The organism is Actinomycetota bacterium (assembly GCA_014360655.1).
GTDB lineage: Bacteria > Actinomycetota > Geothermincolia > Geothermincolales > RBG-13-55-18 > JACIXC01.
Window position 1 is genome coordinate 1 of the sequence record JACIXC010000014.1, and the last position, 25,366, is coordinate 25,366.

Below are 25,366 nucleotides of genomic sequence, written 5' to 3' on the forward strand. Positions count from 1 at the left end.
TGGATGAGGCACCCCGGGAAGGCCTTCCTCATCCAGCCCTCCGAGCGCAGGCGAGCCTTCCTCCTTTTGGCCGCCCGGCTCTTCTTTCTGGAGACCCTCTTATCGTAGAGGCCCTTCCTTTTGAGGACCCTTCCCACGCTGGAGGAAGAAAGGCGGATGCCGTAGTCCCTCTTGAGGATCACCGCTATCTTGTGCTTGGACCAGGCGGGGTGCTCTCTCCTTAAGTCGCAGATGAGCTGGATCGTCTGCCAGGGGATCTCCGAGACCCTTTTCCTTTTCGGGGTGCGGGGGAGGTCCTCCAGTCCCCTGAGCCCCCGTTTCAGGTACCTCTTCAGCCACTTGTAGAAGGTGGTGGGGGAGATGGCGAAGTGGCGGCAGGTCATCCTGGCATTTCCGCAGCTGCGAAAGTGCTCTATCCAGCGCAGCCTCCTTCTGGCCTCCCTGGAGAGGACCTCGCCCATCATTCTCTCCAACTCCCATTGATGGGGAAGCCTGGTGTGGTAGATACTAGTAGTGGTTCCAACTGAACCCTTCATTTGGACACCTCCTTGCTCTGCTTCGTTTATCACAAAGCAAGTATAGGGGGTGTCCACCATGTTTCTGAACCTGGGCAGAATCACCATCTCCCCAGCTCGAATGCCAGCTTCACCGTTTCCCCTCGACCTCGTCGGGGTTTATCGCTTCCCCGACTGACCCGGGCATCGGAGAGGACAGGTTGAAGATTTTGAACAACATTTTGAACATTTGAGAGATAACCCCTTTCTCCATCCGGGTTTAGCTTGTCTTGCCAGGATGGCGGGTGGACACCCCCAACCTTTTCCGATCCGGAAAGCCCCTCCCGGAACGATACGGCACCGAACTGCGCCCCAAGGCCCGCGCCGCGGGCTTCTTCCCGCCCCTGCCGGCATAACGGGATGGAGGAGGGGTTTCCCTCGCGTGTGGATCTCGGACGTCCCAGTGCCATCCCCGACCGCGTTCAGGCGTTTCCCCTCCTGTCGCCGGGACCGTGGGGACCCACATGAGAGCCGGCCCCTTCCCCGCGCGAGGCGGCCCGTTCCGCCCCGCCGCCGGGAGGGGGGCGCCGGGTGTAGAATGGAGACAGGCCTGGGTGTTTTCGCCGAGGCCTTGCAGTCATTTCCATAAAATGGAATATGAGGCGCACAAGGCAACGGATACGGTGAGGAAGGAAACGCATGATGGGTGACATGGCCGGGTCGCCGGCGCCCGAGGGGGAGCCCGAAGCCCTGCGGCGCATCGTGGAGCGCCTGGTGGCCGTCCTGGAGGAACGGCTGCCGGGATGGCGCGACATCCGCGGACGCCTGGTGATAGGCGCAGGTGAGGAAGTGCATCCCTTCCTGGCCGCCGTCGTCTTCGAGGCCTGCAGCGGGCCCCTCCTGGTGGTAGTGCCAGGCAGGGAAGCCGCCGCGGAGATGGAAGACCTGCTGGCACAGCTGCTCGGAGGGGAGGCGGTGAGGCCCTTCCCATTCCGCGAGCTGGTCATAGCGGGGGAGAGGGGCGAGGACGCGGAGGCGGTATCGCTGCGCTCGCGCGCCCTCGCCGCCCTGTGCGGCGGGAAGCACGTGGCGGTGGTGTGCGAAGCGGAGGCCCTGGGCCGGCCCTTCCCGATCGGCCGGGAGGCCCTGGAGCCCCTGCGCATCCGGGTGGGCATGGAGGTGGAGAGAGACGAGGTCCTCCTGCGCCTGGCGGACATGGGATACCAGCGGGAATACCTGGTGGAAGGGGCAGGCCAGTTCGCCGTGCGCGGGGCCATCCTTGATGTGTACGACCCGGCGCTTCCCCTGCCGGTGAGGGCGGAGTTCTTCGGGGACCGCGTGGAGAGGGTGCGATACTTCAACCCCGTCGACCAGCGTTCCGGCGAGGCGCTGGAGGAGGCGGCGGTATACCCCGTGCGTTCCCCGCACACGGAGGAGTGTTCGCTGCTCGCTTTGCCGGGGGAAGGGGGAGCCGTCGTCTTCTCCCAGCCGCTGCTCATAAGGGAGAGGTTGCGCTCGCAGGGCGCGGGGGAGCTCATCCTCCATGAATGCGTCGGGGAAAAGGGGTCACGGGATACGGAAGAACGCGACTTCCGGAAAGGGGAGGGTGCCTTCCCCCGCCTCGTGGAGCTGGACCCCGTGGCCGGTGCGGCGCACGCCTTCCTGCCGGTGACGGGGGTGGCGCAGTACCGGGGCCGCATGGACGCGCTCGCCTCCGACCTGCGCGAACTGCTCGCGCAGGGCTGGGAGGCGTGGATGTTCCTGGAGACGGAGGGCCGCCGCGCCAGGATAAGGGAGTTCCTGGAAGAGGAGGGGATACCAGTCTCCTCCGCGCGTGCGGCCGGGCGCGGGAGACTGGCCCTTTCACGCGACAGGTGCGGCAGGGGGTTCCGCCTTCCCGGAGCGAGGCTCATCGTCATCGGCGAGCGTGACGTCTTCGGGGGGCCGCGTGCACGCCCCGCGATGCGGGTGCCGCCTTCGGGGCGGCCGGTGGAGGGCTGGTGGGACCTGGAGGAAGGCGATTACGTGGTCCACGTCAACCACGGCATCGCGGTTTACGGGGGCCTGGTGGAGAGGGAGGTCGAGGGGTCGGTGAGGGAATACCTCCTCCTGCGCTACGCGGGAGGCGACTCGCTATACGTGCCCAGCGACCGCATAGACCTCGTGCACCGCTACGTCGGCGCCGAGAAGCCCACCGTGCACCGCCTTTCCGGCCGCCACTGGCAGCGCGTGAAGCGCCGCGCGCGCGCCGCGGCTCGCGAGATGGCGGTGGACCTCCTGCGCCTCTACGCGGAGCGCATGGCCCGCCCCGGGCACGCCTTCTCGCCCGACGATCCCTGGCAGAGGGAGCTGGAGGAATCCTTCCCCTTCGTGGAGACGCCGGACCAGGCGAAGGCGGTGCGGGAGGTGAAGGAGGACATGGAGAGGCCCGTTCCCATGGACCGCCTGGTCTACGGGGACGTCGGCTACGGCAAGACCGAGGTGGCGGTGCGCGCGGCCTTCAAGGCGGTGATGGACGGCAGGCAGGTGGCGGTGCTGGTCCCCACCACCGTCCTGGCCCAGCAGCACCACCGCACCTTCAGCGAGCGCTTCTCCCCCTTCCCGGTGCGCGTGGAGGTCCTCTCGCGTTTCCGCAGCCCGCGGGAGCAGAGGGAATTGCTGGAAAAGATAGCCTCGGGCGAGGTGGACGTGGTCATCGGCACCCACCGCCTCCTGCAGGAAGACGTGCACATGGCGAACCTCGGCCTGGTCATCGTGGACGAGGAGCACCGCTTCGGGGTGGCACAGAAGGAGAGGCTGAAGGCGCTGCGGCGGAGCGTGGACGTGCTCACCCTCACCGCCACCCCCATACCGCGCACCCTGCAGATGTCCCTCTCCGGCCTGCGGGACATGAGCGTCATCGACACCCCCATCGAGGACCGCCAGGCGGTCATCACCTCCGTGGGCCCCTACGACGAACGCCTGGTGCGGGAGGCCATACGCAACGAACTGTCCCGCGAGGGCCAGGTCTTCTACGTGCATAACCGCGTACAGACCATAGAACGCGCGGCCAGGCACGTGCGCGAGCTGGTCCCGGAGGCGCGCGTCCTGGTGGGCCACGGCCAGATGAGGGAGGAAAGGCTGCAGCGGGTGATGGAGGACTTCATCTCCCACCGCGCCGACGTCCTGGTGTGCACCACCATCGTGGAATCGGGCCTGGACATCCCCAACGCCAACACCCTCATCGTGGACGGGGCGGAGAACCTCGGCCTCGCGCAGCTCTACCACCTGCGCGGCAGGATAGGGAGGAGCGACCGCCAGGCCTACGCGTATTTCCTCTTCCGCCCCGGTGGGCGCATGACGGAGGGGGCGGCGCAGCGCCTCAAGGTGGTGCGCGACTTCTCGGAGCTGGGGGCCGGCTTGCGGGTGGCCATGAAGGACCTGGAGATACGCGGCGCGGGAAACCTGCTGGGCCCGGAGCAGCACGGACACGTGGAGGCGGTGGGCTTCGAGCTCTACTGCCGCATGCTGGCGGAAGCGGTGGAGGAGCTGCGGGGAAGAAGGCGGCCCCGCGCTTCGCAGGTGACCATCGACCTTCCCCTGCGGGCTTTCGTGCCCGAGGAGTACGTCGCGCGCTCCTCCCGCCGCGTGGAGATATACAGGCGCCTGGCGGAGGCGCGGGAGGAGGCGGAGATCTCCTCGCTGTACGAGGAGGTGAGGGACCGTTACGGGCCTCCGCCGCCGGAGTCGGACACCCTCTTCGCGGTGGCGCGCCTGCGACTCGCCTGCATGGCGGCGGGGGTGAGGGAAGTGGGCCGCGAGGGGGACATGGTGGTGCTGCGGCTGGGCGCGGGCGGGGCACGCAGGGTGGAGGAGCTGCTGGCGGGCATGGAGAGGGCCGCGTCCCCGTGGTCTCTCCACGTCCACAGGCGCGGCGTCCAGGAACTGGTGCTCCGTTGCGAGGAGGCCGGCTGGAAGGAGATGGGAATACACCACGTCGAGAGCCTGGCCAGGACGCTCATCGCGGCCGCGGCGGGAGAAGCGCCCGTGGGGGATGTGTAGGGGATTGACCGCGCGGGAGGGCGGGAAGTCCCCGCGGGGCGCCGCGCGCGGTCCTCATTCCGGCAGGCCGTAGCGGCAGATATCGGGCCTGCGCGAAAAATCCCAGAAAACCACGAAGTTACCGACCACCGTCTTGCGAAACCCGATCTCCTCGGCCGCCAGGCCCTGCTCCATCAGCTCTATGGAGCGGAACCTGTAATCCTCGAAGACCACCGCTATCCTTTCCGACCCGTCTACCCTCTCCGTGTACGGGGGGTAGCGGTCCATCTTGACCGGCCCCGCCGCCGGGGAGGCGCAGACCTTCTCTGCGCTCTCGAAGGCGGCCTTGTAGGCGGTCCAGTAACCGGTGTAGAAGTTCTCGAGGCCGTTTTCCTCCAGGAAGTCGATGAGCTCCCGCGAGGACCTGCGGTTGTAGGCGAAACAGGTGTCGCACTTCGCCAGGTCGGCCATGCCCGTCCCGTACAGCGCCGCGAGGCCCGCGAAGAGCAGCAGCACGCAGGCGGTGGCGAGCCTGCGCGCCCCCGCCCCCCCGAACCTCTCGCCGCATGCGTCCGCCATGCGGAAGAGGAAATAGCCGAGGCCGAGGTAGAGGGGCACGTAAAGGGCGATGAGCTGGCGCGGGTATTCCGGGTTTATCACGACGTACGAGGAGAGCGAGTAGAACGCCAGTCCCAGCACGATGAAGGCGAGGCACAGGAAAGCCCCGTCCATCTCCGCCGCGGTGCCGGGATCCGCGGGATGCCCCGCACTCTTCCCGAAGAGCCTGAACAGGCGCACGAGAAGGTACGGCAGCGAGCAGCAGACGAGGAGAAAGAGCGGGACGGCCAGCCAGGCCGGCGCCAGGAGCCTGGTGTCGCACGAGCTCCTCATGCCCAGCACCAGGGGGAACGAGGTCATGGCCACCGTTTTCAGGTTCGTCTTTAACTGCCAGATGTTTAGGGGAGTGGTGCGGGCCCGCAGGTCGGTCAGTGTCGCCAGGGGATGGACGAGGTTGTACAGGACGAGGGGAGCACATCCCACGAGCGCTCCGGCGAGCAGCGGCACCAGGGGACGGCGGCCGTGCCTGACCACCGCGAACAGCAGGATGGCCGCGATGGTGGGGATGTTGAGGGGCTGCACGTAGAACATGAGGCCGCACAGCGCCCCCACCAGGAACCAGGGCAGGAAGGGCCGCCTTTCCATGTAGCCCCGGTCACCCGTCTTCAGGAGCAGGAGCAGGGTGAGCGCGGTCAGGAAGAGCGACCAGGAAAAACCTCCCAGTTGCTGCGTGGAGATCACCACCAGGTTGGCCGGTGCGACGGAGAGGAAGAACGCCGCCGCCAGGCCGGTGCGGTAGTCGTGGAAGGTTCGGCCCACGAGGTAGGCGAGGGGTATGGCAAGGAGCAGGGGAAGCATCGCGGACAGCTTCAAGGCGAAGCTCACCGGGCCGAGGAAGAAGAAGAGCAGGGCCGACACGTAAGCGTCGATGGCGCTGTTGTACGCGGAACCGTAAAAGAGGATGGGCCTGGAGCCCTCGTACAGGATGTGCCGCGCCATGAGGCCGATGGTGGCTTCGTCGGAATCCACGTAGCGCTGGACGGTGAAGAAGCAGCAGACCCGCAGGGCGAAGGCCAGCGCCACCAGGGCGAGAAGGAGCACGAATATGGTGAAATGCGCCCGGCGCCCCCGACGCCGGGCCGCGCGGAACATGAGAAGGAGCGTGCAGAGAAGGGCAAATGCGGCGACGAGGGCGGCATAGAGGGTTTTCGGTAGGTCGTCCCCGGGGAAGGCGGAGAAGGAGACGGGGAGCAGGAGCAACAGCACCAGGGAAGCGAGAGCCCTCTCGCGGAAGGAGTCCCGGAAGGACATGGCGCAGACGCGGGCCGCGATCCAGGAGAAGGCGGCGATAAAAAGAAGGCCCAGGAGCCCCGCGAAAAGGAGGTAGAGGAGGTGGTAATGCGACAGGCGTTGCAGGTTCTCCGAGAGATATCCCTGGCCGGCGCGCAGGTTGTAGAGGAACTGCCCGCAGGAGACGGAGGCGAGCAGGGCGAGCGATATCCAGATCCTGACGGGTGCCAGCTTTCCGGCCACCCGCCTGAAAGGTCCTGCGAGGTCCCTGGCAACCATGAGTACTACACCCCGATCCCACTCCGAGCCGCTTCCCCCCTGACCGTGACGCGACCCTACGTCGCCGACACGCAGGAACGGAGAAACATCGGCCGCGTATACCCTGCCACCCGGCGTTCCTGGAAGCGGTCCGCGGGACGCTGCCCGCCGGCTCCTCGCTTAATGATATGGGCAAACCATTTTCGCGTAAAGGAAAAGGCCCGGTCCGCCGCGAGGCGGACAGACCATGCCTATCCCCGCGATCCCGGGTCCACGTGTCCAGGAACTCCGTGATGCCGTGTCCCGTTCACCGCATGGTGAACGCATCGACCCGGGGGCGCATCCCGGAGAGGGCCGACTTCTCCAGGTCGTATCCCGGTTCACCGTGTGGTGAACGCAGCGACACTGCCCCCGCGCTTCGGGGGTGCGCGTGCGAGGACCCCGCGGGAACCCGGGTCGGACGCGGCACGAGTTCGCGGCCCGGGTACGGGCCGTTCGTCCGGATGGCGGCGGCGAGGGGGCGCCGCCGGGAAAACCGCGCGGGCACTGTGCTGGTTCACTACATAGTGAACCAGCACAGGGGCTTCATCTTCGCACCGTGGTCGCGCATACTGGTGCCGTAGGTCGTAGGCACGGGTGGGAGAGGGAGGCGGCGCGTCCCCTGCGGAAAACCTTGCAGGAAACACCCGCGGAAGGGGAGAAATGGAACAGGGCCGCAGGATGCGGGGCGTAAGGCGGTCCCCGGGAAAGAGGAGGAATGAAAGGCAGCGGAAAGGTAAGGGAGGAGAAGGCGGGCAGGCCGGTGGTGCATGTCCTGGGCCTGGGGCCGGGACCTGCCGGCCTACTCACTATGCAGGCCATGGAGCTCATGCTCGCCGCGGACGAGGTGCTGGTGCGCACCTCCCGCCATCCCTGCCTGGAGGAGCTGGCCTCACGCGGCGTGCGCCTGCGTTCCCTGGACCACTGTTACGAGGAGGCGGTGGACATGGAGGACGCGTACCGGCGCATGGCGCACGAGGTCCTGCGGGCGGCGAGGGAGAAGGGGGCCGCCTGCTATGCCGTCCCCGGCCATCCGCTGGCGGCGGAGAGGTCGGTGCAGCTCCTCCTGGCCGGGGAGGCGGAGGTACGCCTGTACGCGGCGGTGAGCTTCCTGGACGCCGTGCTCATCCCCCTGCGGCGGGAGCTCCTCGAGGGGGTGCTGCTCCTGGACGGGGAACGCCTGGCGGCGGGTGAATACGGCGAGCTCGACCCGCGCCTTGGGGTGGTGGTCGCCCAGGTGGACTCCCGCCTCAAGGCCTCCGACGTGAAGCTCGCCCTGCTGGAGACCTATCCCCCGGAGCACGGGATAGCGGTGGTGGCGGCTGCGGGCACGGAGGATGAGAGGGTGGAGACGATCCCCCTGGAGGGACTGGACCGCGGCGAACGTTTCGACCACCTGACCAGCCTCTACGTGCCCCCGCTTCCGGAGGCGGAGATACGCGATTTCCGCCGCCTGCTGGAGGTGGTGGCCCGTTTGCGCGGGCCCGGGGGTTGCCCCTGGGACCGCAGGCAGACCCACGAGACGTTGGCGCGGCACATGGTGGAGGAGGCCCACGAGGCCGTTGACGCCATCCGGAGGGGCGACCGGGAGCACCTCTGCGAGGAGCTGGGGGACCTCCTGCTGCAGGTGGCCCTGCACGCCCAACTGGGGCGGGAGGAGGGGACCTTCGACATGCGCGACGTGTTGCGCTTCATCATCGACAAGCTGGTGCGCCGCCACCCGCATGTCTTCGGGGAGGCGGACCTGCGCACGCCCGAGGAGGTGGTGGCGCGCTGGGAACAGATAAAGGCCGAGGAGAGGGAGGGCGTGGCGGAGGAAGGAGACACGGCGTCGCTGCTGGACGGGGTGTCGGAGGGACTTCCCGCCCTGGTCCACGCCTTCAAGCTGCAGTCGCGCGCGGCGCGCGTGGGGTTCGACTGGGAGGCGGGTAGCGACGTGCTGCCGAAGCTGGGGGAGGAGTTGCGGGAGCTGGAGGAGGCGCTGCGGGGCGGCGAGGGCGACCTGGAGGGAGAGCTGGGGGACATGCTCTTCACGCTGGTGAACGTGTGCCGGCATTACCGCGTGGACCCGGAGATCGCGTTGCGGCGCGCCTCGCGCAAGTTCGCCTCCCGTTTCCAGGAAATGGAGAGACGCTGCAGGGAGGAAGGACGGGACATGTCCGGCATGACCCTGGAGGAACTGGACCGCCTCTGGGAAGAGTCAAAAGGGAGGGGCGAGGCCTAGGGGGCGGCCAGGGCGCGGGGGCGCATGCCGTCCGGGCCAGGGAAGGGCCGGCGAGGCGGCCTGAAGGGGGAAGAAGGAGGAAAGAGTAAGGAGGCGAAGGAAACAAGCGTAAAGCCGGCACCGTGCGTCGGCTCCGTCCGGGCCCACTCGCGGTGAGGCGCAGCCGTTGCGGACCGGATCCCGGGATCAGCAGCGAGATATCATGGGGGCGTGAATATGACGAGAACGTGCGGCCGGGAGGGGGAGGGAAGCGGGGGAGGCGCGTTTCCGACGGGGAGAGCAAGGGCGGAGCAGGGGGAGTGGGTAGCGTGGCGCGAACGGCTGGGGGAGAGCGGAAGGACGGCGTGAAGGGAAGGAAGAAGAGGCCCGGGATGAGGTCAGTTACCTTGGGAAGCAAGAAGGTGGCGACGGAAAACAGCGGAGGTCTTCCGAACGGCGGCAAGCGCGCCGGCGTCCTCTGCGTCACGGTAGTGGTGGCGTTCTCCCTGGCTGCCGCGCTCGCCTTGCCGCTGGGGCCGGGCAAGGCGCTGGCCCTGCGGCAGAGCTACGTTTTCGACGGTTCCGGCTGGGGGCACGGTGTGGGCATGTGCCAGTACGGCGCGCGCGGTATGGCGGCGGCGGGCCGCGATTACCGGTCCATCCTTACCTATTATTACCGGGGGACGCAGGTGAGCGCCTGGTCCTGTCCGGCCACCATACGGGTAGGCCTGCTGGAAGGGATGTCCTCGCTGCAGTTGGCGGCGGAGAGCGGGTCCTTCGCGCTCTATACCCCGGACGGAGATATACCCGGCGGCGTCCTCTACCCCGGCGGCACCTGGACCGTCAGGCCCAGCTCCGCCGGAGGCTTCTGGATCTACAGGCCCGACGGGTCGCTGCTCAACGGCGCGTCCTACGGCAGCACTGCGAAACCCCTCTACGTGCGCGGTTCCGCGGAGGGAGACGTGCTCCGCCTCCCCCAGAACGGGAACCGCGGCGTCCGCCGCCTCACGCGGGGGACGCCCCTGGAGCTCAACGTTTACGGTTCCCCCCTGGTGCTGCGGGCCATACTGGTGAGTGGGTTCGAGGCGTACCTCTGGGGGCTTGACGAGGTGCCGGGAAGCTGGCCGCAGGAGGCGGTGAAGGCGCAGGCGGTGGCGGCCCGTTCCTATGCCGTGCGCGCCATGGGGAAGCACGCCTCCTCCAATTACGACATATGTGACGAGGTGCACTGCCAGTATTACCGCGGTTACGACAAGGAGAAGGATTCCGGCTGGTTGCAGGCGGTGAACGCCACCGCGGGCCAGGTCCTCACCTACGGGGGCCAGGTCGCCCAGTGCTTCTACTCCTCCTCCTGCGGCGGGCACACGGACAATAACGAGGACGTTTGGGGGGGCACGCCCGTGCCCTACCTGCGCGGGGTCCCCGACCCTTACTGCATGGATTCCGCCAATCCCCACGCCCACTGGACTGTGACCATGTCGCGGGAGGACATCGAGTCCCGCCTGAATGCCAACCCCGGTACCCACATAGGCACTCTTTACTCCATCGACCTCTCCGACCGCACGCCCAGCGGCAGGGTGAGACGGGCCGCCTTCAACGGCAGCGCGGGCCGGGTGACGGTCAGCGGCGAGCAGCTCCGCGGCCTGCTGGGCCTGCGCAGCGCCATGGTCACCCTGCGCTCGGAGAACTTCGACGAGTACATCGTCCTGGCCAACCCGGGTGCGGAGGCCACCAGCGCCGTGGTGAGGATGGTGAGCGGCCGGGGGTACGCGAGCGAGGTCTCCGTGGACATGCCCCCCCTCACCCGCAGGACGGTGCACGTCAACGATTTCCTGGGTGGAGAGGAGGTCTCGGTGCGGGTGCAGGCAGGTCGCCCGATAGTGGCCGAGAGGGCCATGTATTTCAACTACCGTGGAGATTTCGACGGCGGTTCCTGCAGCCCGGGCGTGTCCGCTCTTTCCGGTGACTGGTACCTGGCGGAGGGGTACACCGCCCAGTCCTTCGACACCTGGATCGTCCTTTACAATCCCGATACGCAGGGAGCCACGGCCTACGTGGACCTGCTGCGCCGGGACGGCTACAACCGGACCGTGCAACTGGCGCTGCCTCCCTCGGCGCGGCTGAGCCTGGGGGTGGATGCCCTGCCGGATTTTTCCTCCTGCGAGTTTTCCGCGCGCGTCAGGTGCGACCGCCCCATCGCCGTGGAGAGGGCCATGTACTTCGACACCGCGGGGCGCAGGGGAGGGCACACCGCGGAAGGCGCCGCCGTACTTTCCAATAACTGGTATTTCGCCGAGGGTTACACCGGGGAGAGCTTCGACACCTGGATCACGGTGGGCAACCCCGATGCGCGGGCCGCGAACGTGGAGTTCCGCCTCTGCCGCCCGGGCGGGAGGGAGAACAGGACGGTGCGGGCGACGGTGGCGCCGCGTTCGCGCTACACCCTGCACGTGGACGCCCACCTGCCGGCATCGGAGGTGGCCGTTTTCGTGGGCAGCGACGTGCCGGTGGTGGCGGAGCGCTCCGTGTACTTCGATTACCGGGGCAAGGCGGGAGGGAGCTGCGCCATGGGCTCCCCCGCCGCGGCCTCCCGCTGGTACCTGGCGGAGGGCTACACGGGCGGCGATTTCGACGAGTACGTGGTGGTGGGCAACCCGGGCGCGGAGACGGCGACGGTGAAGATATCGCTCCTCACGCCGGCGGGGCTGCAGGGCGTGATATTCCAGGATATACCACCCGGGGCGCGCTACACCCTTCTGGTGGACGCCGTCCTTCCCACGCACGACGTCTCGGCGGTGGTGGAGGAGACGGGGGGCAGGGGCGTGGTGGCGGAGCGCGCCATGTATTTCAACTACTACGGGCGCAGGGGAGGGCACGCGTCGCAGGGGATAACGCAACCCTCCGCCATCTGGTATTTCGCCGAGGGCTACACGGGCTCATAAGCCCGGGCGTCCCCGTGTTCCGGGAGTCGGACGCGGAAGGCCACGTCGCCGGGCGGCAAGCGGAGGAAGTGGATGCGGGAAGGTAAGGAACATGCCGTCGCGAAGGGCGGCCTTCACGTCGTCCTCGAGGACGTCGCCGTCGCGCCGGGCGGGCGCCTGAGCGTGCGCGGCTGGGCCTGGCACGAGAGCGGTAGGATCCTGGGTTGCGCGCTCGCGCGCAGCGACGGGGATACCGCCTCGTATCCCGCCCTCTTCGGCCTGGAAAGGGTCCACGTCCACGACCGTTCGGGCGCGGTGCGCTTCCTGAAGAGCAGCTTTTACGCATGCGGGGAGATGGGCGCCGCGGATACCGCGTACTCCCTCGAGTTCTCCCTCGAGGACGGCTCCCGCGTCTCGCTTCCCGTGGAGGCGCCTCTCCCGGCAGGGAAGGGCTTCCTGCGGAGGGCTCTCCGCCCGCTGCGCCTGCTGAGGCTCAACCCGCTGAAGAAGGCGGCCGTCTACCTGCTGCGCCGCGACCCGCGCTCCCTCCTGCGTTACGTGAGGCTCTCGCGCGAGTCCATGCGCCTCGCGGGACGAGCGGAGCTGCTCTACCTCGCGGAAGCCGCCGCCCTCTTCCACGCCGCGGAGCCCAAGTTCCCGCCCCTCGCGGAGAGGATCGACATCGTCATCCCCGTGTACAACAACCTGGAGGACGCCAGGGCGCTCATCGATTCCATCCGGAGGAACACCGATTCCCCCTACCGCCTCATCCTCGTGGACGACTGCAGCAGCGAGGCCGGGGTATGGGAATACCTGGAAGGAGTGGCGGCGGACACGCCGGGCACCGTGCTCCTGCGCAATGAACGGAACCGGGGCTTCGTGCACTCCGTGAACCGCGCCGCGCGCGAGGTGGAGAACCATTTCGTCATCATGAACTCCGACGTGGAGGTGCCGCCCCACTGGCTGCAGCGCCTCATGGCCCCCATCCTTGAGGACGGCGGCGTGGCCAGCACCACCCCCTTCACCAACGCCGGCACCATCTGCAGCTTCCCCATCATCAACGAGGACAACCGCCCCTTCGCCGGCCTGGCCGTGGAGGAAGTGGACCGCTGTTTCCGCCTGGCGAAGGCCGACCGCCTGGTGGACCTGCCGAGCGGCGTGGGCTTCTGCATGGGGGTGAACCTGGCCGCCTGGAAGGAGCTGGGGGGTTTCGACGAGGAGACCTTCAGCCCCGGGTACGGGGAGGAGAACGACTGGTGCCTGCGGGCGTACGGGCGCGGTTACCGCAACGTGGCCGTGCCCAACCTCTTCGTCTACCACAAGCACGGCGGCACCTTCGCGCCGCGGAGCAGGAACGCGCTGCTGGAGCGGCACGTGGCGGAGGTGTTCCGCAGGTATCCCCATTACAACGTGATGCTGGACATCTTCGCCAAGGCGGATCCCCTGCGCCCCTACCGCGAGTTCCTGGTCGCCCTGCTCTCGTGCAAGCACGGGGAGGGGGGAGCGGCCCTCATCGTGGACCACCGCCTGGGCGGCGGGGCCCGGCATTACCGCGACCGCCTGGTGGAGGAGCGCCTGCGCGCGGCGCAGCCGGTGCTCGTCCTCACCTACGACCGGGGGTGGGGACTCTACCGCCTGGAATGCCTTTTCGGGGAATACCGCGCCTCCTTCTGCCTGCGGGATCTCCCGGAGCTGCAGGCGCTGTTAGGCCGGGTGGGGCTCGCGGAGGTCTTCTACAATGACATGGTCTCCTTCCCGGCCCCCCTGGAAACGGTGCGTTTCCTGGCGGAGGTCGCGGAGGGGACGGGGGCGGAGTTGACCGTGGCCCTGCACGATTATCTCCCCGTGTGCCCCAGCTTCAACCTAATAGGCGCCGACGGCGCGCACTGCGGCAGGCCGGACGTTGAGACCTGCCGTCGCTGCCTGCCGCGCAACGATTACGCGGCGTACGTGCGATACGACGTGGAGGACTGGCGCGGGGCCTGGGGCGCGTTGCTGGAAAAGGCCGGGGAGGTGCGCTGCTTTTCCCGCAGCAGCCTGGAGATCCTGGAGCATTTCTACCCCCGGGTCTCCGGGAAGGCGAGGCTGCAGCCCCACGAGCTGGGCGAGGTGCGCTTGAGGAAGCCGCGGCTGCGCTACGAGGGGCCCCTCGCGGTGGGGGCGGTGGGGCGCCTGAGCTACGCCAAGGGCAGCCGCCTGGTGGTGGAGATGGCCGTGCTCATGCGGGAGAGGATGCCCGGGGCGAGGGTGGTGGTCATCGGCGAGCTGGACGACAGGCCGCCCCTGGAGAACCTGGAGGTCACCGGCTTCTACCGCCGCGAGGAGCTCCCCGAACTCCTGGAAGCGCACGGGGTCAACGTGTGCATGCTCCCCTCCATCTGGCCGGAGACCTTCTCCTTCGTGGCGGAGGAGCTCATGTCCATGCGGGTGCCCCTGTGCTGCTTCGACCTGGGGGCGCCGGCGGAACGGGTGAGGGAATACGGGCTGGGCCGTGTTATCCGGGAGGCGAACGCGGAGGCCGCCCTGGACGCCGCAGCGGCATTGCTGCGGGATATGCGGGAACGGCCGCGCCGGGAGGCCGCGGCGCGGGAAGGTTGAGGCAGGCGGGAGGCGGTCATGGACGGCAAGGGGGAAAGGGAGGAAAAGGGCGCGGGTGCCGGCGCCGGGGAGTTCTGGGACGGGGCGGACCTGGACCTGGTGAGGCGGGTCAGCTGGTTGAGCACCCCCTATTTCACGCGGCACGCCGTAAGGAAATTCCTGGGAGATGATGCGCGGGGCGAGCTCGTGCCCTCCCTGCACCTCATGCTTAAGGAGAGCATAGGGGAGGAAAGGTCGGGGAAGCCGCTGCGGGGGCTGGCCCTGGCCTGCGGCGACATGTGCGGCGAGAGGGAGCTCTTCTCTCCCGGCGTGCTGACCTTCGGCACCGTGGAGGGCGTCGACCTCTCCGAGGAGCAGTTGCGCAGGGCCAGGGAGAACTGCGAGGGATGGGGCTTCGAGTTCGTCCCCATCAGGGGTGACCTCAACACCATGCGGCTGCGCGAGGAGCGCTACGACCTCGTCGTCGCCAATCACGCGGTGCATCACATCGCGGAGCTGGAGCACCTCTTTTCCCAGGTGAACCGCGCCCTTAGGCCGGGCGGTTACTTCTTCTGCAACGAGTACGTGGGCCCCGAGAGGCTGCAGGTGCCGCTGCGCAACCGCCTGTGGGCCTCGCTGCTCGTCAACATCCTGGTGTGGCCGCCGTCGCGCAGGAGGACGCACGAGAACAAGAAAAAGTTGTGGATCAGGAACATCGACCCCGCCACCCTGGACCCCTCGGAAGCCGTGCGTTCGAGCGAGATACTGGAAGCCTCCCGCAGGCACCTGCGCATCGAGAAGATCTACCTGTACGGGGGCCTCGACTACCCGGCTTTCGAGGGCCTGGGCCTGCATTTCGAGGAATGCGCGGAGGACGAAAGGCTCATGAAGAAGTTCATAGCCCTCGAGGAGCTGCTGACGCGGGCGCGCCTCGTCAAACCCCTGTTCTGCTACCTCCTCGCCGGGAAGACGAGCTGAGGGGCAGGCGGCTTTTTCGCCCTCCCCGCTCTGCGCATACGGCCGGAACGTCAGTTGGCCTGCGACGGTGACGCGGTACGCCGTTCCGCCCTTATCCAGATATCGATGCCATCTATCTTCACGAAAGGAGCGTAGTTATCCTCGATGTACTCGTATACCCTGGGCATGCGCTCCGCGTTGGGTATTCCGTCGAGGTCACAGAAGGGAGAGTTTTCGCTGTTCATTATCAAAAGCTTCACGTTCTTTCCCTCCATGTCCCTTATCATCTCGTCCTGGGAACTCTCCAGCATGGAGTAGAAGGCGAAAGGGTGCCTGGTGGGGTTGGGCATGTCCATGAAATAGTACCAGAGGGGCTCGTTGGTCAAGGTCATGAAGCGCTCATGGGGCCCCAGATTGTTCTCGAGGAACGCGAGCGCGTTCGACCATCCCGTTGTCCGCTAGTATGCCTCGTCCGGGGTACCGAAAGGAAACGCCGCGGCCAGGGTGTCCCTTTCGGCTATCCTGTAGGTGCAATAGATGGAAGAAGCGCAAACAAGCAAGACAAGCAAGGGCGCCAGGAACCTCCGGGACCTGGCGTAGAGAGCGTCCCAGGAGGCGCATGCTTCCGGGATGTGCTTGAAAAGCAACAGGAAAAACAGCACGAAGGAAAGCAGGGAACTGTACCGGATGTGCGGCACGTCCGCGCGGCCCAGGGCGTTTCTGAAGCACAGTATCGCCAGCGACCAGAGGGCGAATTCCACGAGGTAACGCTCGAAGAACGCCCTCAACCCCGGCCCAGGTGCCTTCCCTGCTCCTGGAGCGATCGGAGGAACCTGTAGAGCAGCCAGAAGGTGTTGAAGGCGATCAGTATCACCAACAGGTACCCTTGGGGTTGCCTGATCGGGTAGACCAAGCCATCGGCGAGCTCCTTGTATTTGGGCACGAAAACTTACGTGAAATAAAGGAAGTCCCCGTAGCCCCAGCGCAGCAGGTACCCCAGGAAGAGGACCCCCGTGACGATACCCAGGGAGGAGGAGGCCACCGCCCCCCTCGCCAGCCCCGATCTCCTCACGAAGAAAAGGTATACCGCGAGGGCGAGCAGCACGTAGGTTGCAAGCAGATACGTGCCCCTGTCGATCGAGTAGGCAAGGCTGGCGAAGGGTAGGAAAGACAACAGGAAACACAGCGCGCTCATCTTCCGCCTGCGCCGCCCGCCCACCTCCAGCCCCGCGTCGTCTTTCAGCAGTTCATGCAGGTAGGTGAGGAGGATGAGGAACAGTATTGGAATCATCTCCCGGTGCTCGGCGACGATAAAGTGGAGACCGTCGCCGAGCATGCCCATGAGCACGAAAAGGAGGAGCATGGTGGCGAACACGCGCAGGAGATCGCCTTTGAAAAGCCTGTATAACAGGAAGGCAAGTAAAAGGATCATCACCAGTTGGCTCATGGTCTGAAGGGCCTTCATGGAAGCGATGGACTTCCCGAACAGCTTGAAAGCCAGCACCGAGCGCAGGGGGTCCTGGTACAGGCCATGTGCGAACCAGAAATCCCTGTAAGGAACCTGCCCGTCCATGTACGAGATCGCCGGGCACAGCGTTTCCCCGTCGTGGAAAGAGTCGACCCAGGTACCGTAGTTGGATATTCCCAGCAGGTTGACGACCGTGAAGACCGCAAGCGCGAAAAGGAGGAAGCACCTCGCCTTCCTGCTCGCCGTGGGTCGCATTTCCGGTGAGGCCGTCGGCGTTTTTTCCGCATGAAACACGGGTCGCAACTTGAGCCTTTCGGCAAAGGCGTAAGCGATCACAAGCAAGAGGCAGGGAGCGAAAACGACGATCAGGAACCTGGCGATGTTGTTGTAAGGGCTGAAGCGCATCCTGGGGAGGAGACCGGTGATGCCGCCGGGATTCCTGAAAGGCAACCTGACCTTGTTCCAGCAAAAGCCGCTGACGGCGATGCCGATGCCGAAGAGCACGGCGAGAAAGACCGTGCGTGCCAGGCGACCCCTCCAACTCGCAGCAACCATGCAAGCACCTCGCGTTGCAGGCCGGGCTGGTCTTTGCGGCGAGCCGGAGGTTTCCAGCAAGAACGATCAGCCGACCATGCAAGCCCCTAGCGTCGCAGGCCAAGCTGGATACCTACCGGCGTTTTAACTGGATATTAATTTTCCCCGGGGCATGGGTCAAGAATTATGGGAAGGCCCTTTTCATGCCAACCCTTCGGGGCAAGAACGCGGGCGCACCCTCTCACCTTTGTGCGCGGTCCAGGTCCCGGACAGGAACGACCCGGCGCTGACCGCCGGACGGCAACGTGCCGATCCGTCCCGGGCCTGCACGATTGGTTCAAACACGGAAGGGGAAGGGATCGACATGCGGGCCTTGACCGGCGCGTACCCGTGGGCCAGCGTTCATGGCATGGACGGCGCCCTTTCAGGGCAGTGCGCGGGGCAGGCGGCCGCTCGGCTCGACCGGGGCTTCTCGCCGGGGACGGCGTGACCGTTGAAAGCGGGATAGCGGTCGCATAATATTGAGAAAGTCACGTCCGGGAAGGGGAGAAAGAGAGGAATGGCGCAGCGGATGGACGACGGTGTTGCGCATGGTCTTGGCGAAACCACGCTTGGGGAAAAGCGAAAGGCGCGCGGGATATCACTCCCTTTCCGGCCCCGGGGAAGAACGACGCGGGGCGCTTGCCTCCCCGGCCGCGGGAAGGAGTACGCGGCGGTGTTGGCCTTCTTCCTCCTCCTCGCGGTCTTCTTCACCTGGCCGCTCATCCTGCACGTGCACGAGGGCGTGGTAGGCAACCGCAACGATACGCTCCTCAACACCTGGATCGTGACCTGGGACGCCAAGACCGTATTCACCCGCCCCTGGGGTCTTTTCCAGGGCAACATAATCTACCCATCCCGCGACGTCCTCGCCTACTCGGAACACCTCTTCGCCCTGGGGGTGCTGGCGGCTCCCGTCTATCACGTGAGCGGTAACCCCGTACTGGCGTACAACTTCCTCCTCTTCCTGGCCATGGTGCTCTCCGGCTTCGGTTGCTACCTGCTGGTGAGGGAATGGAAGGGCAGCCGCGCCGGGGGCCTGATAGCCGGCGCCTACTTCTCCTTCGTCACCTACCGCATAACGAAGATGGGACACCTGCACGTCTATTTCTCGGCCTTCCTCCCCTTCATGCTCCTCTACGAGAACCGTTACCTGGAAAAAGGCGGCAGGAAGAACCTGCTGCTCTTCGGGCTCTTCCTGCTGGTGCAGTCGCTTTGCAGCTGGCATTACCTGGTGTTCTGCTTCTTCGCCGCCGGCCTCATGTGGGCCTGGAAGGCCCTTTTCGCCCGCCGCGGCGTGGAGTGGAGGAGGCTGGCATGGGCGGTCGCCGCCTTCGCGCTGGTGCTCGCCTGCGTGCTTCCCTTCGCCCTGCCGTACCTGCGGGCGCACGCGCGCCTGCCCGGTTTCGAGCGCAGCACCCGCGAGGCGGAGACCATGTATTCCCTCAACCTGGGGGATCTCCTGGTGGTCACCCACCACAGCGTGCTCTACGGCGGCGCGCCCGGCCCCCTGACCATCGCGGGAACGGAAAGGGTGTGCTTTCCGGGCCTGGCGGTGCCCCTGTTGGCCCTGGCGGCCCTCATCCTCCTTTTTCTGCGCAGGGAGAAGGGAGGGGAGAAGGAGGAGGGCAGTGGCGAACGCGCCTCCCGCAGGAAGGCTGCCATCTATTTCCTCGTCCTGGCGGCCGCCGCCTTCCTGGTGGCCATGGGACCGGAGGTCAGGGGAATCACCAATCCACTCTACCACCTCCTCTACAAGGTGGGGATAATGAGGTTCATCCGCGTGCCGGCGCGCTTCTATACGCTCGTCATACTGGGACTGGCCGTTCTCGCGGGTTTCGGCGCGGGGGAGATCTCCTCCCGCGTGGGCGCCTCCCGCGTGGTCGCCTCCAGCACTGCGGCGCGGCAGTCCGGCTCGCGGGCGGGAAAAGCGCTCTCCTTACTCGTTCTGGCCGTGGTCCTGGTCGATTTGGCCTCCACCAACCTCTACGTGTTCAGGGTCCCCGTCAAGGGAGAGGTGCCCGGGGTCTATTCCTGGCTCGGGGAGCAGGGAGAGGTGGCGGCCATCGAGCTTCCCACCTCCCCGCTGGGAGGCCTCAACCGTTACGACCGCGACAACGACCTGGCCTTCACGGACGTGGAGGAATACCACGACCGGGAGGCGCAGGCGATGTACTTCAGCACCCGTCACTGGAAGAAAATAGTAAACGGCTACAGCGGTTACTTCCCCTACTTCTACCGGCGCACCATGATCGAGATGCAGGGGTTCCCCTCCCGCCGCGGCGTGGAGCTGCTGCGCGGCCTGGGCGTGGACTTCGTCCTCTGGAACTGGGATTGGACACCGCCGGAGAAAAGGGAGGAATACGCGGCACGGCTGCGGGAACAGCCGGGGCTCACGGAGGTGAGGGATTTCGGGACGCATACCGTCTTCCGCGTGGAGCCCGGCCCGGCGGCTTCTTGGCAGGACCTGGAAATAGATGCCGTCTGCCCCGGGCAGGTGCGCGCCGGGGATGGCTTCAACCTGGGGATCCTGGCACGCAACCGCGCGGAAGCGCCCCTGGTGATGGCGGAGGAAGACCCCCAGGAAGCGGTGCTGACCTTCCGCGACGAGGGGGGAGGGGAGGCCCTGCGGGAGGAGGTGACCTACCGCGCTCCCTTCTTCCTGCAGGCCGGTGAGGCCGTGTGCCTCCCCGTTTACGTGAAAAAGGCCCCGCCCCCGGGTTCGTACCGCCTGGACCTCTCCCTGCGGGGGGGCGTGCTGGGCGCGAGGGAATATTCCTTTGACCTGGAGGTGGCGGAGATCCCGCAGTCCGTGGAGCCCTCGCGGCTCGAGGGGGAGCTCACCCTCGTGGGAGGGGAGGAGATGGTGCTTCCCTCCCCGGACGGCCTGCTCCCCCTGGATCTCGAGGCGGTCAACCTGGGGGACACCCTTTGGCGCGCCGCCTGGGAGACGAAGGAGGACGAGTTCCTGCACCCCGAGGGCCTGGTGCACATCGCCGTGCGCTGGGAGCAGGACGGGGAAAAGGTATGGGAGGAGCAACGCTGCACCCTTCCCTGCGACGTGTCGCCGGGACAGTCCGTGGCGGTGCCCACCCTGGTGAGGATTCCGGCGGCGCCGGGCGGTTACCGAGTCTTCATCGGCCTGACCTGCGAGGGTTTCGGCTGGTTCGGGGGAGTGCGGGAGCTGGAGTTGACGGTGAGGTGATCGCGCCGACCTGCCGCCTCCGGCAGTGGGCGCAGGCCCTTAGCGGCGGGCGAAGGTGGAGCGCTCATGTTACGGAGGGCTTGCCGGCGGTAGGCGGAGAGGAGCTGTCGGCGTGGGGAGCGTCCCGGTGATGCGCAGTACCGGTTTACGCGGCGTCCGGCGGCACGGTGAAAAACGTATTCCCGGGGGTGGAGAGGCACGGGGGGCGTGTAGAATAGGGGCATCGGGGCAGGGTGCATCGGGGCAGGGGCATGAGGGAATGTATCCTGAGGGGCGGGTGGGGCGTACGGCGTGATCGGAGAAAGGATCGAGGAACAGGAGCCGAAGCGATGTACGGGAACGGCAACGACCGTAGCGACCTGGACGTGTTCTTCGCCCCGCGCAGCGTGGCCGTGGTGGGCGCCACCGCCAACAAGGCCAAGGGCGGCTACAACATCCTGGCCAACATGCTGGAATCCTTCGCGGGCCCCGTTTACCCGGTGAACCCGGGGAGGGACGAGATACTCGGCGCACGGTGCTATCCCTCGCTGCGCGATCTGGCGGGCAAGGTGGACCTGGCCGTCGTCTTCGTGCCGGCGGCGGCGGTGCCGGGGGTGCTCGAGGACTGCGTGGCGGCGGGGGTGCGGGCGGCGGTGATCGAGTCCGGCGGCTTCGCCGAGGTGGGAGAGGAGGGGCGGGAGCTGACCCGCCGCTGCCAGGAGATAGCCTCGCGGGGGAACCTGCGCCTGTGGGGACCCAACTGCACCGGCCTGGTGTGCACGGACCCCTTCATCTTCACGCCTTTCATGCGCGCGACCAACGCCCACAAGCGGCTGGCCCCGGGCAACCTGGGCATCATAGCCCAGAGCGGCATGCTGGCGGCGGGGTTCATGTTCCAGTACGTGCTGTCGGGTTTCTTCAAGGTGAGCAAGGCATGCGCCATCGGCAACAAGATAGACGTGGACGAGGTGGATGTATTGGAATATTTTTCCAAGGACGAGGCCACCAGGGCCGTGGTGGCCTACCTGGAGTCCATAAACCGCGGGAGCGAGTTCCTCGAGGCGGCGCGGGCCATGCGGGGACGCAAGCCTCTGGCCGTGCTCAAGGGCGGGAGGTACGAGGAAGCGGCACGGGCCGCCCTCTCCCACACCGCGAGCCTTGCGGGCTCGGACGAGGTGGTGGACGGGGCGCTGCGCCAGGCGGGGGTGGTGCGCGTGTACGATTTCCACGACCTCATGAACCTGGGAAAGGCCTTTTCGCTGCACCCCGAGCCTTTCCGCCTGACCTCGCCCCAGGGGGACGGCGTGGCCGTGGTGACCATCACGGGCGGCGGCGGGGTGGTGACGACGGACCTCCTGCGCGACGCGGGGCTGCGCCTGCCCGCCCTGGAGGAGCGCACGCTCAGGGGCCTGGCGGAGATATTCCCGCCCTGGATGCCACCCTCAAACCCCGTGGACATCTGGCCGGCCATCGAGCAGAGGGGCCCGGCGGTCTTCTCGGAGACGCTGCGGGAGGTCCTGGCGGATGACCGCGTGGACGGGGTGATCCTCCTCCCCTTCTCCTCGCGTCTCCTGGATATTTATCCCTTCGAGGAGATAGGTAGGGTCACGCGCGAGAGCGGCAAGGCCGTGGTCTCCTGGGTCTTCGGTGACCTGCGCTACTTCGTGGAATACGAGACCCGCATGCGGGAATACGGCATCCCCGTCTTCATAGACCTGCGTTCCTGCGTGCTGGCCATGCGGGCTTACCTCCATTTCTCCCGCCTGGCCAGGGAGGAGGGGGCCGCGGGTTGAGGGGCCGCCGCCTCGCTTTCGAGAGCCGCGCCCAAGTGGGGAAGGGAGGGAGAGGGGAAATGAGCCCCCGCGCCTCGGGCCACTCCGCATCGTTAGCCGCAGCTACATGGCGAGATGGAAAACCCCGGGCCCCGACATGCGGAGATGGGCCCGGGGCCTTTCCGGTATCTTACTTGGGGTCATATCCGAAACCGCAGGTGCTGTGCCCTCCCGGCGTGTCTCCGCCGAAGTACATGGGCCTCTCGGCCACGATGGGAAGGTCGGAGCGCACCTTGATGGAGACGTCCCCGTGCTGGTTGTCGTGCACCCCGATGCCCACGTCCCAGCCGTGCACGGGTATGGAGGACCGGGAGTACGCCTCCACGAAGACCTCGCGGCGCACGTTGTTCCCGTCCCCGCAGAGGTAGTCGATGTAGACGCGGGTGGGTCGCGGGTTGGGGTTCTGCAGGCACAGCCAGGTCTGGAAGCCGGGGCGCGTGCAGCCCTCGGCGAAGACCCAGTTGCGGTGGGCGGAGGTGGAACCGATGATGTCGGAGCCGCCGGCCCAGGCGCCGTTGTAGTTGAAATAGACGGGCCTCTCGGCCACGATCTCCAGGTCGGAGGTCACCTTGATGGAGACGTCCCCGTGCTGGTTGTCGTGCACCCCGATGCCCACGTCCCAGCCGTGCACGGGTATGGAGGACCGGGAGTACGCCTCCACGAAGACCTCGCGGCGCACGTTGTTCCCGTCCCCGCAGAGGTAGTCGATGTGGACGCGGGTGGCTCGCGGGTTCGGGTTCTGCAGGCACAGCCAGGTCTGGAAGCCGGGGCGCGTGCAGCCCTCGGCGAAGTACCATTCCTTCCGCGGGGCGTCCGCGCCCATGACGTCGTGGCCGCCGTTCCACGCCCCGTTGTAGTTGAAATAGACGGGCCTCTCGGCCACGATGGGAAGGTCGGAACGCACCTTGATGGAGACGTCGCCGTGCTGGTTGTCGTGCACCCCGATGCCCACGTCCCAGCCGTGCACGGGGATGGAGGAACGGGAGCGCGGGCCCATCACCACCTCGCGGTACACGTTGTTGCCGTCCCCGCAGAGGTAGTCGATGTAGACGCGGGTGGGGGCCTGGTTGGGGTTCTGCAGGCACAGCCAGGTCTGGAAGCCGGGGCGCGTGCAGCCCTCGGCGAAGTACCATTCCTTCCGCGGGGCGTCCGCGCCCATGGCGTCGTGCCCTCCCCTCCACTGCCCGTTGTAGGTGAAGTAAAGGGCCCTTTCGCTGATGAGACCCTCGTGGTTGGAGATGACGTATGCGCTCACGTCCTGTCCCGCTATCATGGAGTTGACGACCACGGTGACGCGCGAACTGGGCGGCAGGTGGACGACCTGGATGGCGGAGAGCCCGCTTCTCAGTATGTAGCGCAGCTGGGCCGTGATGCCGAAGGGATTGTCGTTCATGAGCGGGATGTATTCCCTGAAGCCGGGCCCCGTGTATCCCTCCGCGAAGTAAGCGCTGCTCCTCACCTCCTGGGGGCTCCAGATGTCCGGCACCTCCTGGTGGGGGAAGCATGCCCTGTGGTGGCGGTCCTTGCGGAACATGGGCCAGGGAGCGAGGCCCGCGTTCCAGTTGCCGGCCTTGTAACAGATGATGCGGCCGTTGTCTCCCTCCACACCGTTGGTCACCACCACCTCGGTCCTCCCGTCCCCGTCGATGTCTCCCACGGCGGCGGAGTTGAATATGATGGCGCCCGTGTGCACCACCAGCACGGTGTTTCCCCAGGCGTCGAAGCCCACCATGGACATCCCCTCGCCGATGAGGCAGTCCAGGTCGCCGTCGCCGTCGATGTCCGCTATGACGGGAGACCCCAGCTTGTCCGTGCCGTAGTACTTGCGCTGCCACTTGAGGGCGCCGTTATGCTCCCAGCAGTAGAGCCAGTCATCGTTGCTGCCGCATACCACCTCGAAGAAGCCGTCGCCGTCCAGGTCGGCCACGGCGGGGGACGAGAAGTTGTTGTCGCCGGTGTTCACCGGCCAGCCGGGCAGGCTCTCCCCGCGGTAGTTGAAGGCATAGACGTGCTTACCGTCGGCATACGAGAGGTAGGTGGGCTGGCCGGGGTCGGTGTTCTGCCAGTAGTGCCCCGTTCCCACGACGATGTCGGGGAAGCCGTCCAGGTCCAGGTCGGCTACCGCCGGCGATGACCATACCACCTGGGGTATACACTTGGGGAAGCCGCTCTTGATGGAGCCGTTCTCCTCGAAGACGTAGAGCAGGCCGCCGCGGGGCCAGGGCCAGTTGGGCCCGCTCCAGCAGTCCGCCCCGATGATCACCTCGTCCTTGCCGTCCAGGTCTATGTCCGCGCAGGCGGGCGAGGACCACACGCTGTCGGCGTTGTAGTACTGGAAAGCCAGGGGACCCTGGTAGTGCCAGGCGGTGACGTAATGGCCCCAGGTGCCCACCACGATCTCCAGGTCCCCGTCCCCGTCGATGTCGCCGCTGGCCGGAGAGGGGAAGACCTGCTTGTAACCGTAGGCGGAACCGGCGAACTTGGGCCATCCCCAGCCGGAGAGGTCCTGTCCGAGGTGGTTCAGCCCGTAGACGTAACCGTTGTCGCAGCCGATGTAGATCTCCATGAGTCCATTGCCGTCGCAGTCCACGACGCAGGGCGTGGACTGGATGGCGGCGCCGGTGTAACGGGCCCAGCGGACGTTGCCGAAGGCGTCCAGGCAATAGATATGACCGTTGAGGTTGCCGGTGATGATCTCCTGGCGTCCGTCGCCGTCCAGGTCGGCCAGGGTGGGCGAGGCGTGCTTGAAGCCGCTGCCCGTGGATACCTCCCACATCTTGTACCACTGGGGCGGCGTGACATCGGCCCCCGCCTCGCGTGGGGGAGGAGCGAGCGCGAGCAGCGTGGTCAAGATGAGAACGGCCACGGCGACCAGCACGGTCAGCGACCTGGATGTTGTCTTCCCCGCGATAATCATCCCTTTTCCTCCCGCGTTCTCCTTCCGATGCAGTGTGTCAAGCTTCGCCAGGACGAGGCACGCCGGGCCTTCGTC

Annotated in this window: 13 protein-coding genes; 7 read left to right on the forward strand and 6 right to left on the reverse strand. The window is 66.8% G+C overall.

Annotated features, from left to right (window positions below; all coding sequences use genetic code 11):
- Positions 1-536, reverse strand: a 536-nt coding sequence (locus H5T73_09860; protein ID MBC7248070.1) for a helix-turn-helix domain containing protein, incomplete at its 3' end; no start/stop codon positions are given.
- Positions 537-1,193: 657 nt separating this feature from the next.
- On the opposite strand from H5T73_09860, the gene mfd reads away from it, so the two are divergent.
- Positions 1,194-4,535 (forward strand): transcription-repair coupling factor, encoded by a 3,342-nt coding sequence (gene mfd, locus H5T73_09865; protein ID MBC7248071.1) that lies wholly within the window; start codon positions 1,194-1,196, stop codon positions 4,533-4,535.
- A gap of 54 nt (positions 4,536-4,589) precedes the next feature.
- Here mfd and H5T73_09870 read toward each other — a convergent pair whose 3' ends face one another.
- Positions 4,590-6,641, reverse strand: coding sequence for a glycosyltransferase family 39 protein (locus H5T73_09870; protein MBC7248072.1), 2,052 nt, complete (start codon positions 6,639-6,641; stop codon positions 4,590-4,592).
- Positions 6,642-7,377: 736 nt separating this feature from the next.
- Here H5T73_09870 and mazG point away from each other — a divergent pair.
- The 4 genes from mazG to H5T73_09890 all read left to right on the forward strand — a co-directional run bounded on the left by mazG (position 7,378) and on the right by H5T73_09890 (position 15,338).
- The gene (mazG, locus tag H5T73_09875) at positions 7,378-8,883 is read left to right on the forward strand and encodes a nucleoside triphosphate pyrophosphohydrolase (protein MBC7248073.1); all 1,506 of its coding nucleotides are present in this window, start codon (positions 7,378-7,380) and stop codon (positions 8,881-8,883) included.
- A 386-nt stretch (positions 8,884-9,269) separates the two neighbouring features.
- Positions 9,270-11,804: a SpoIID/LytB domain-containing protein gene (locus H5T73_09880; protein MBC7248074.1), complete on the forward strand. Its 2,535-nt coding sequence runs from the start codon at positions 9,270-9,272 to the stop codon at positions 11,802-11,804.
- A 72-nt stretch (positions 11,805-11,876) separates the two neighbouring features.
- Positions 11,877-14,381: a glycosyltransferase gene (locus H5T73_09885; GenBank protein ID MBC7248075.1), complete on the forward strand. Its 2,505-nt coding sequence runs from the start codon at positions 11,877-11,879 to the stop codon at positions 14,379-14,381.
- An 18-nt stretch (positions 14,382-14,399) separates the two neighbouring features.
- Positions 14,400-15,338, forward strand: coding sequence for a class I SAM-dependent methyltransferase (locus H5T73_09890; GenBank protein ID MBC7248076.1), 939 nt, complete (start codon positions 14,400-14,402; stop codon positions 15,336-15,338).
- Between the two features lie 50 nt (positions 15,339-15,388).
- Here the strand turns inward: H5T73_09890 and H5T73_09895 are convergent, their stop codons facing one another.
- From H5T73_09895 to H5T73_09905, 3 genes are all read right to left on the reverse strand, one after another.
- Positions 15,389-15,709: a hypothetical protein gene (locus tag H5T73_09895; protein MBC7248077.1), complete on the reverse strand. Its 321-nt coding sequence runs from the start codon at positions 15,707-15,709 to the stop codon at positions 15,389-15,391.
- 66 nt (positions 15,710-15,775) lie between these two features.
- On the reverse strand, positions 15,776-16,105 hold the full coding sequence (locus tag H5T73_09900) for a hypothetical protein (GenBank protein MBC7248078.1): 330 nt from the start codon (positions 16,103-16,105) through the stop codon (positions 15,776-15,778).
- A 161-nt stretch (positions 16,106-16,266) separates the two neighbouring features.
- On the reverse strand, positions 16,267-17,340 hold the full coding sequence (locus H5T73_09905; GenBank protein MBC7248079.1) for a hypothetical protein: 1,074 nt from the start codon (positions 17,338-17,340) through the stop codon (positions 16,267-16,269).
- 697 nt (positions 17,341-18,037) lie between these two features.
- Between H5T73_09905 and H5T73_09910 the strand changes: the two genes are divergently transcribed.
- Positions 18,038-20,563 carry a hypothetical protein gene (locus tag H5T73_09910; protein ID MBC7248080.1) on the forward strand — a complete coding sequence of 842 codons (2,526 nt, stop codon included), beginning with the start codon at positions 18,038-18,040 and terminating at the stop codon, positions 20,561-20,563.
- A gap of 329 nt (positions 20,564-20,892) precedes the next feature.
- Positions 20,893-22,335: a CoA-binding protein gene (locus H5T73_09915; protein MBC7248081.1), complete on the forward strand. Its 1,443-nt coding sequence runs from the start codon at positions 20,893-20,895 to the stop codon at positions 22,333-22,335.
- 169 nt (positions 22,336-22,504) lie between these two features.
- Here the strand turns inward: H5T73_09915 and H5T73_09920 are convergent, their stop codons facing one another.
- Positions 22,505-25,291, reverse strand: a complete 2,787-nt coding sequence (locus H5T73_09920; GenBank protein MBC7248082.1) for a VCBS repeat-containing protein — start codon at positions 25,289-25,291, stop codon at positions 22,505-22,507.
- Positions 25,292-25,366: the final 75 nt, after the last annotated feature.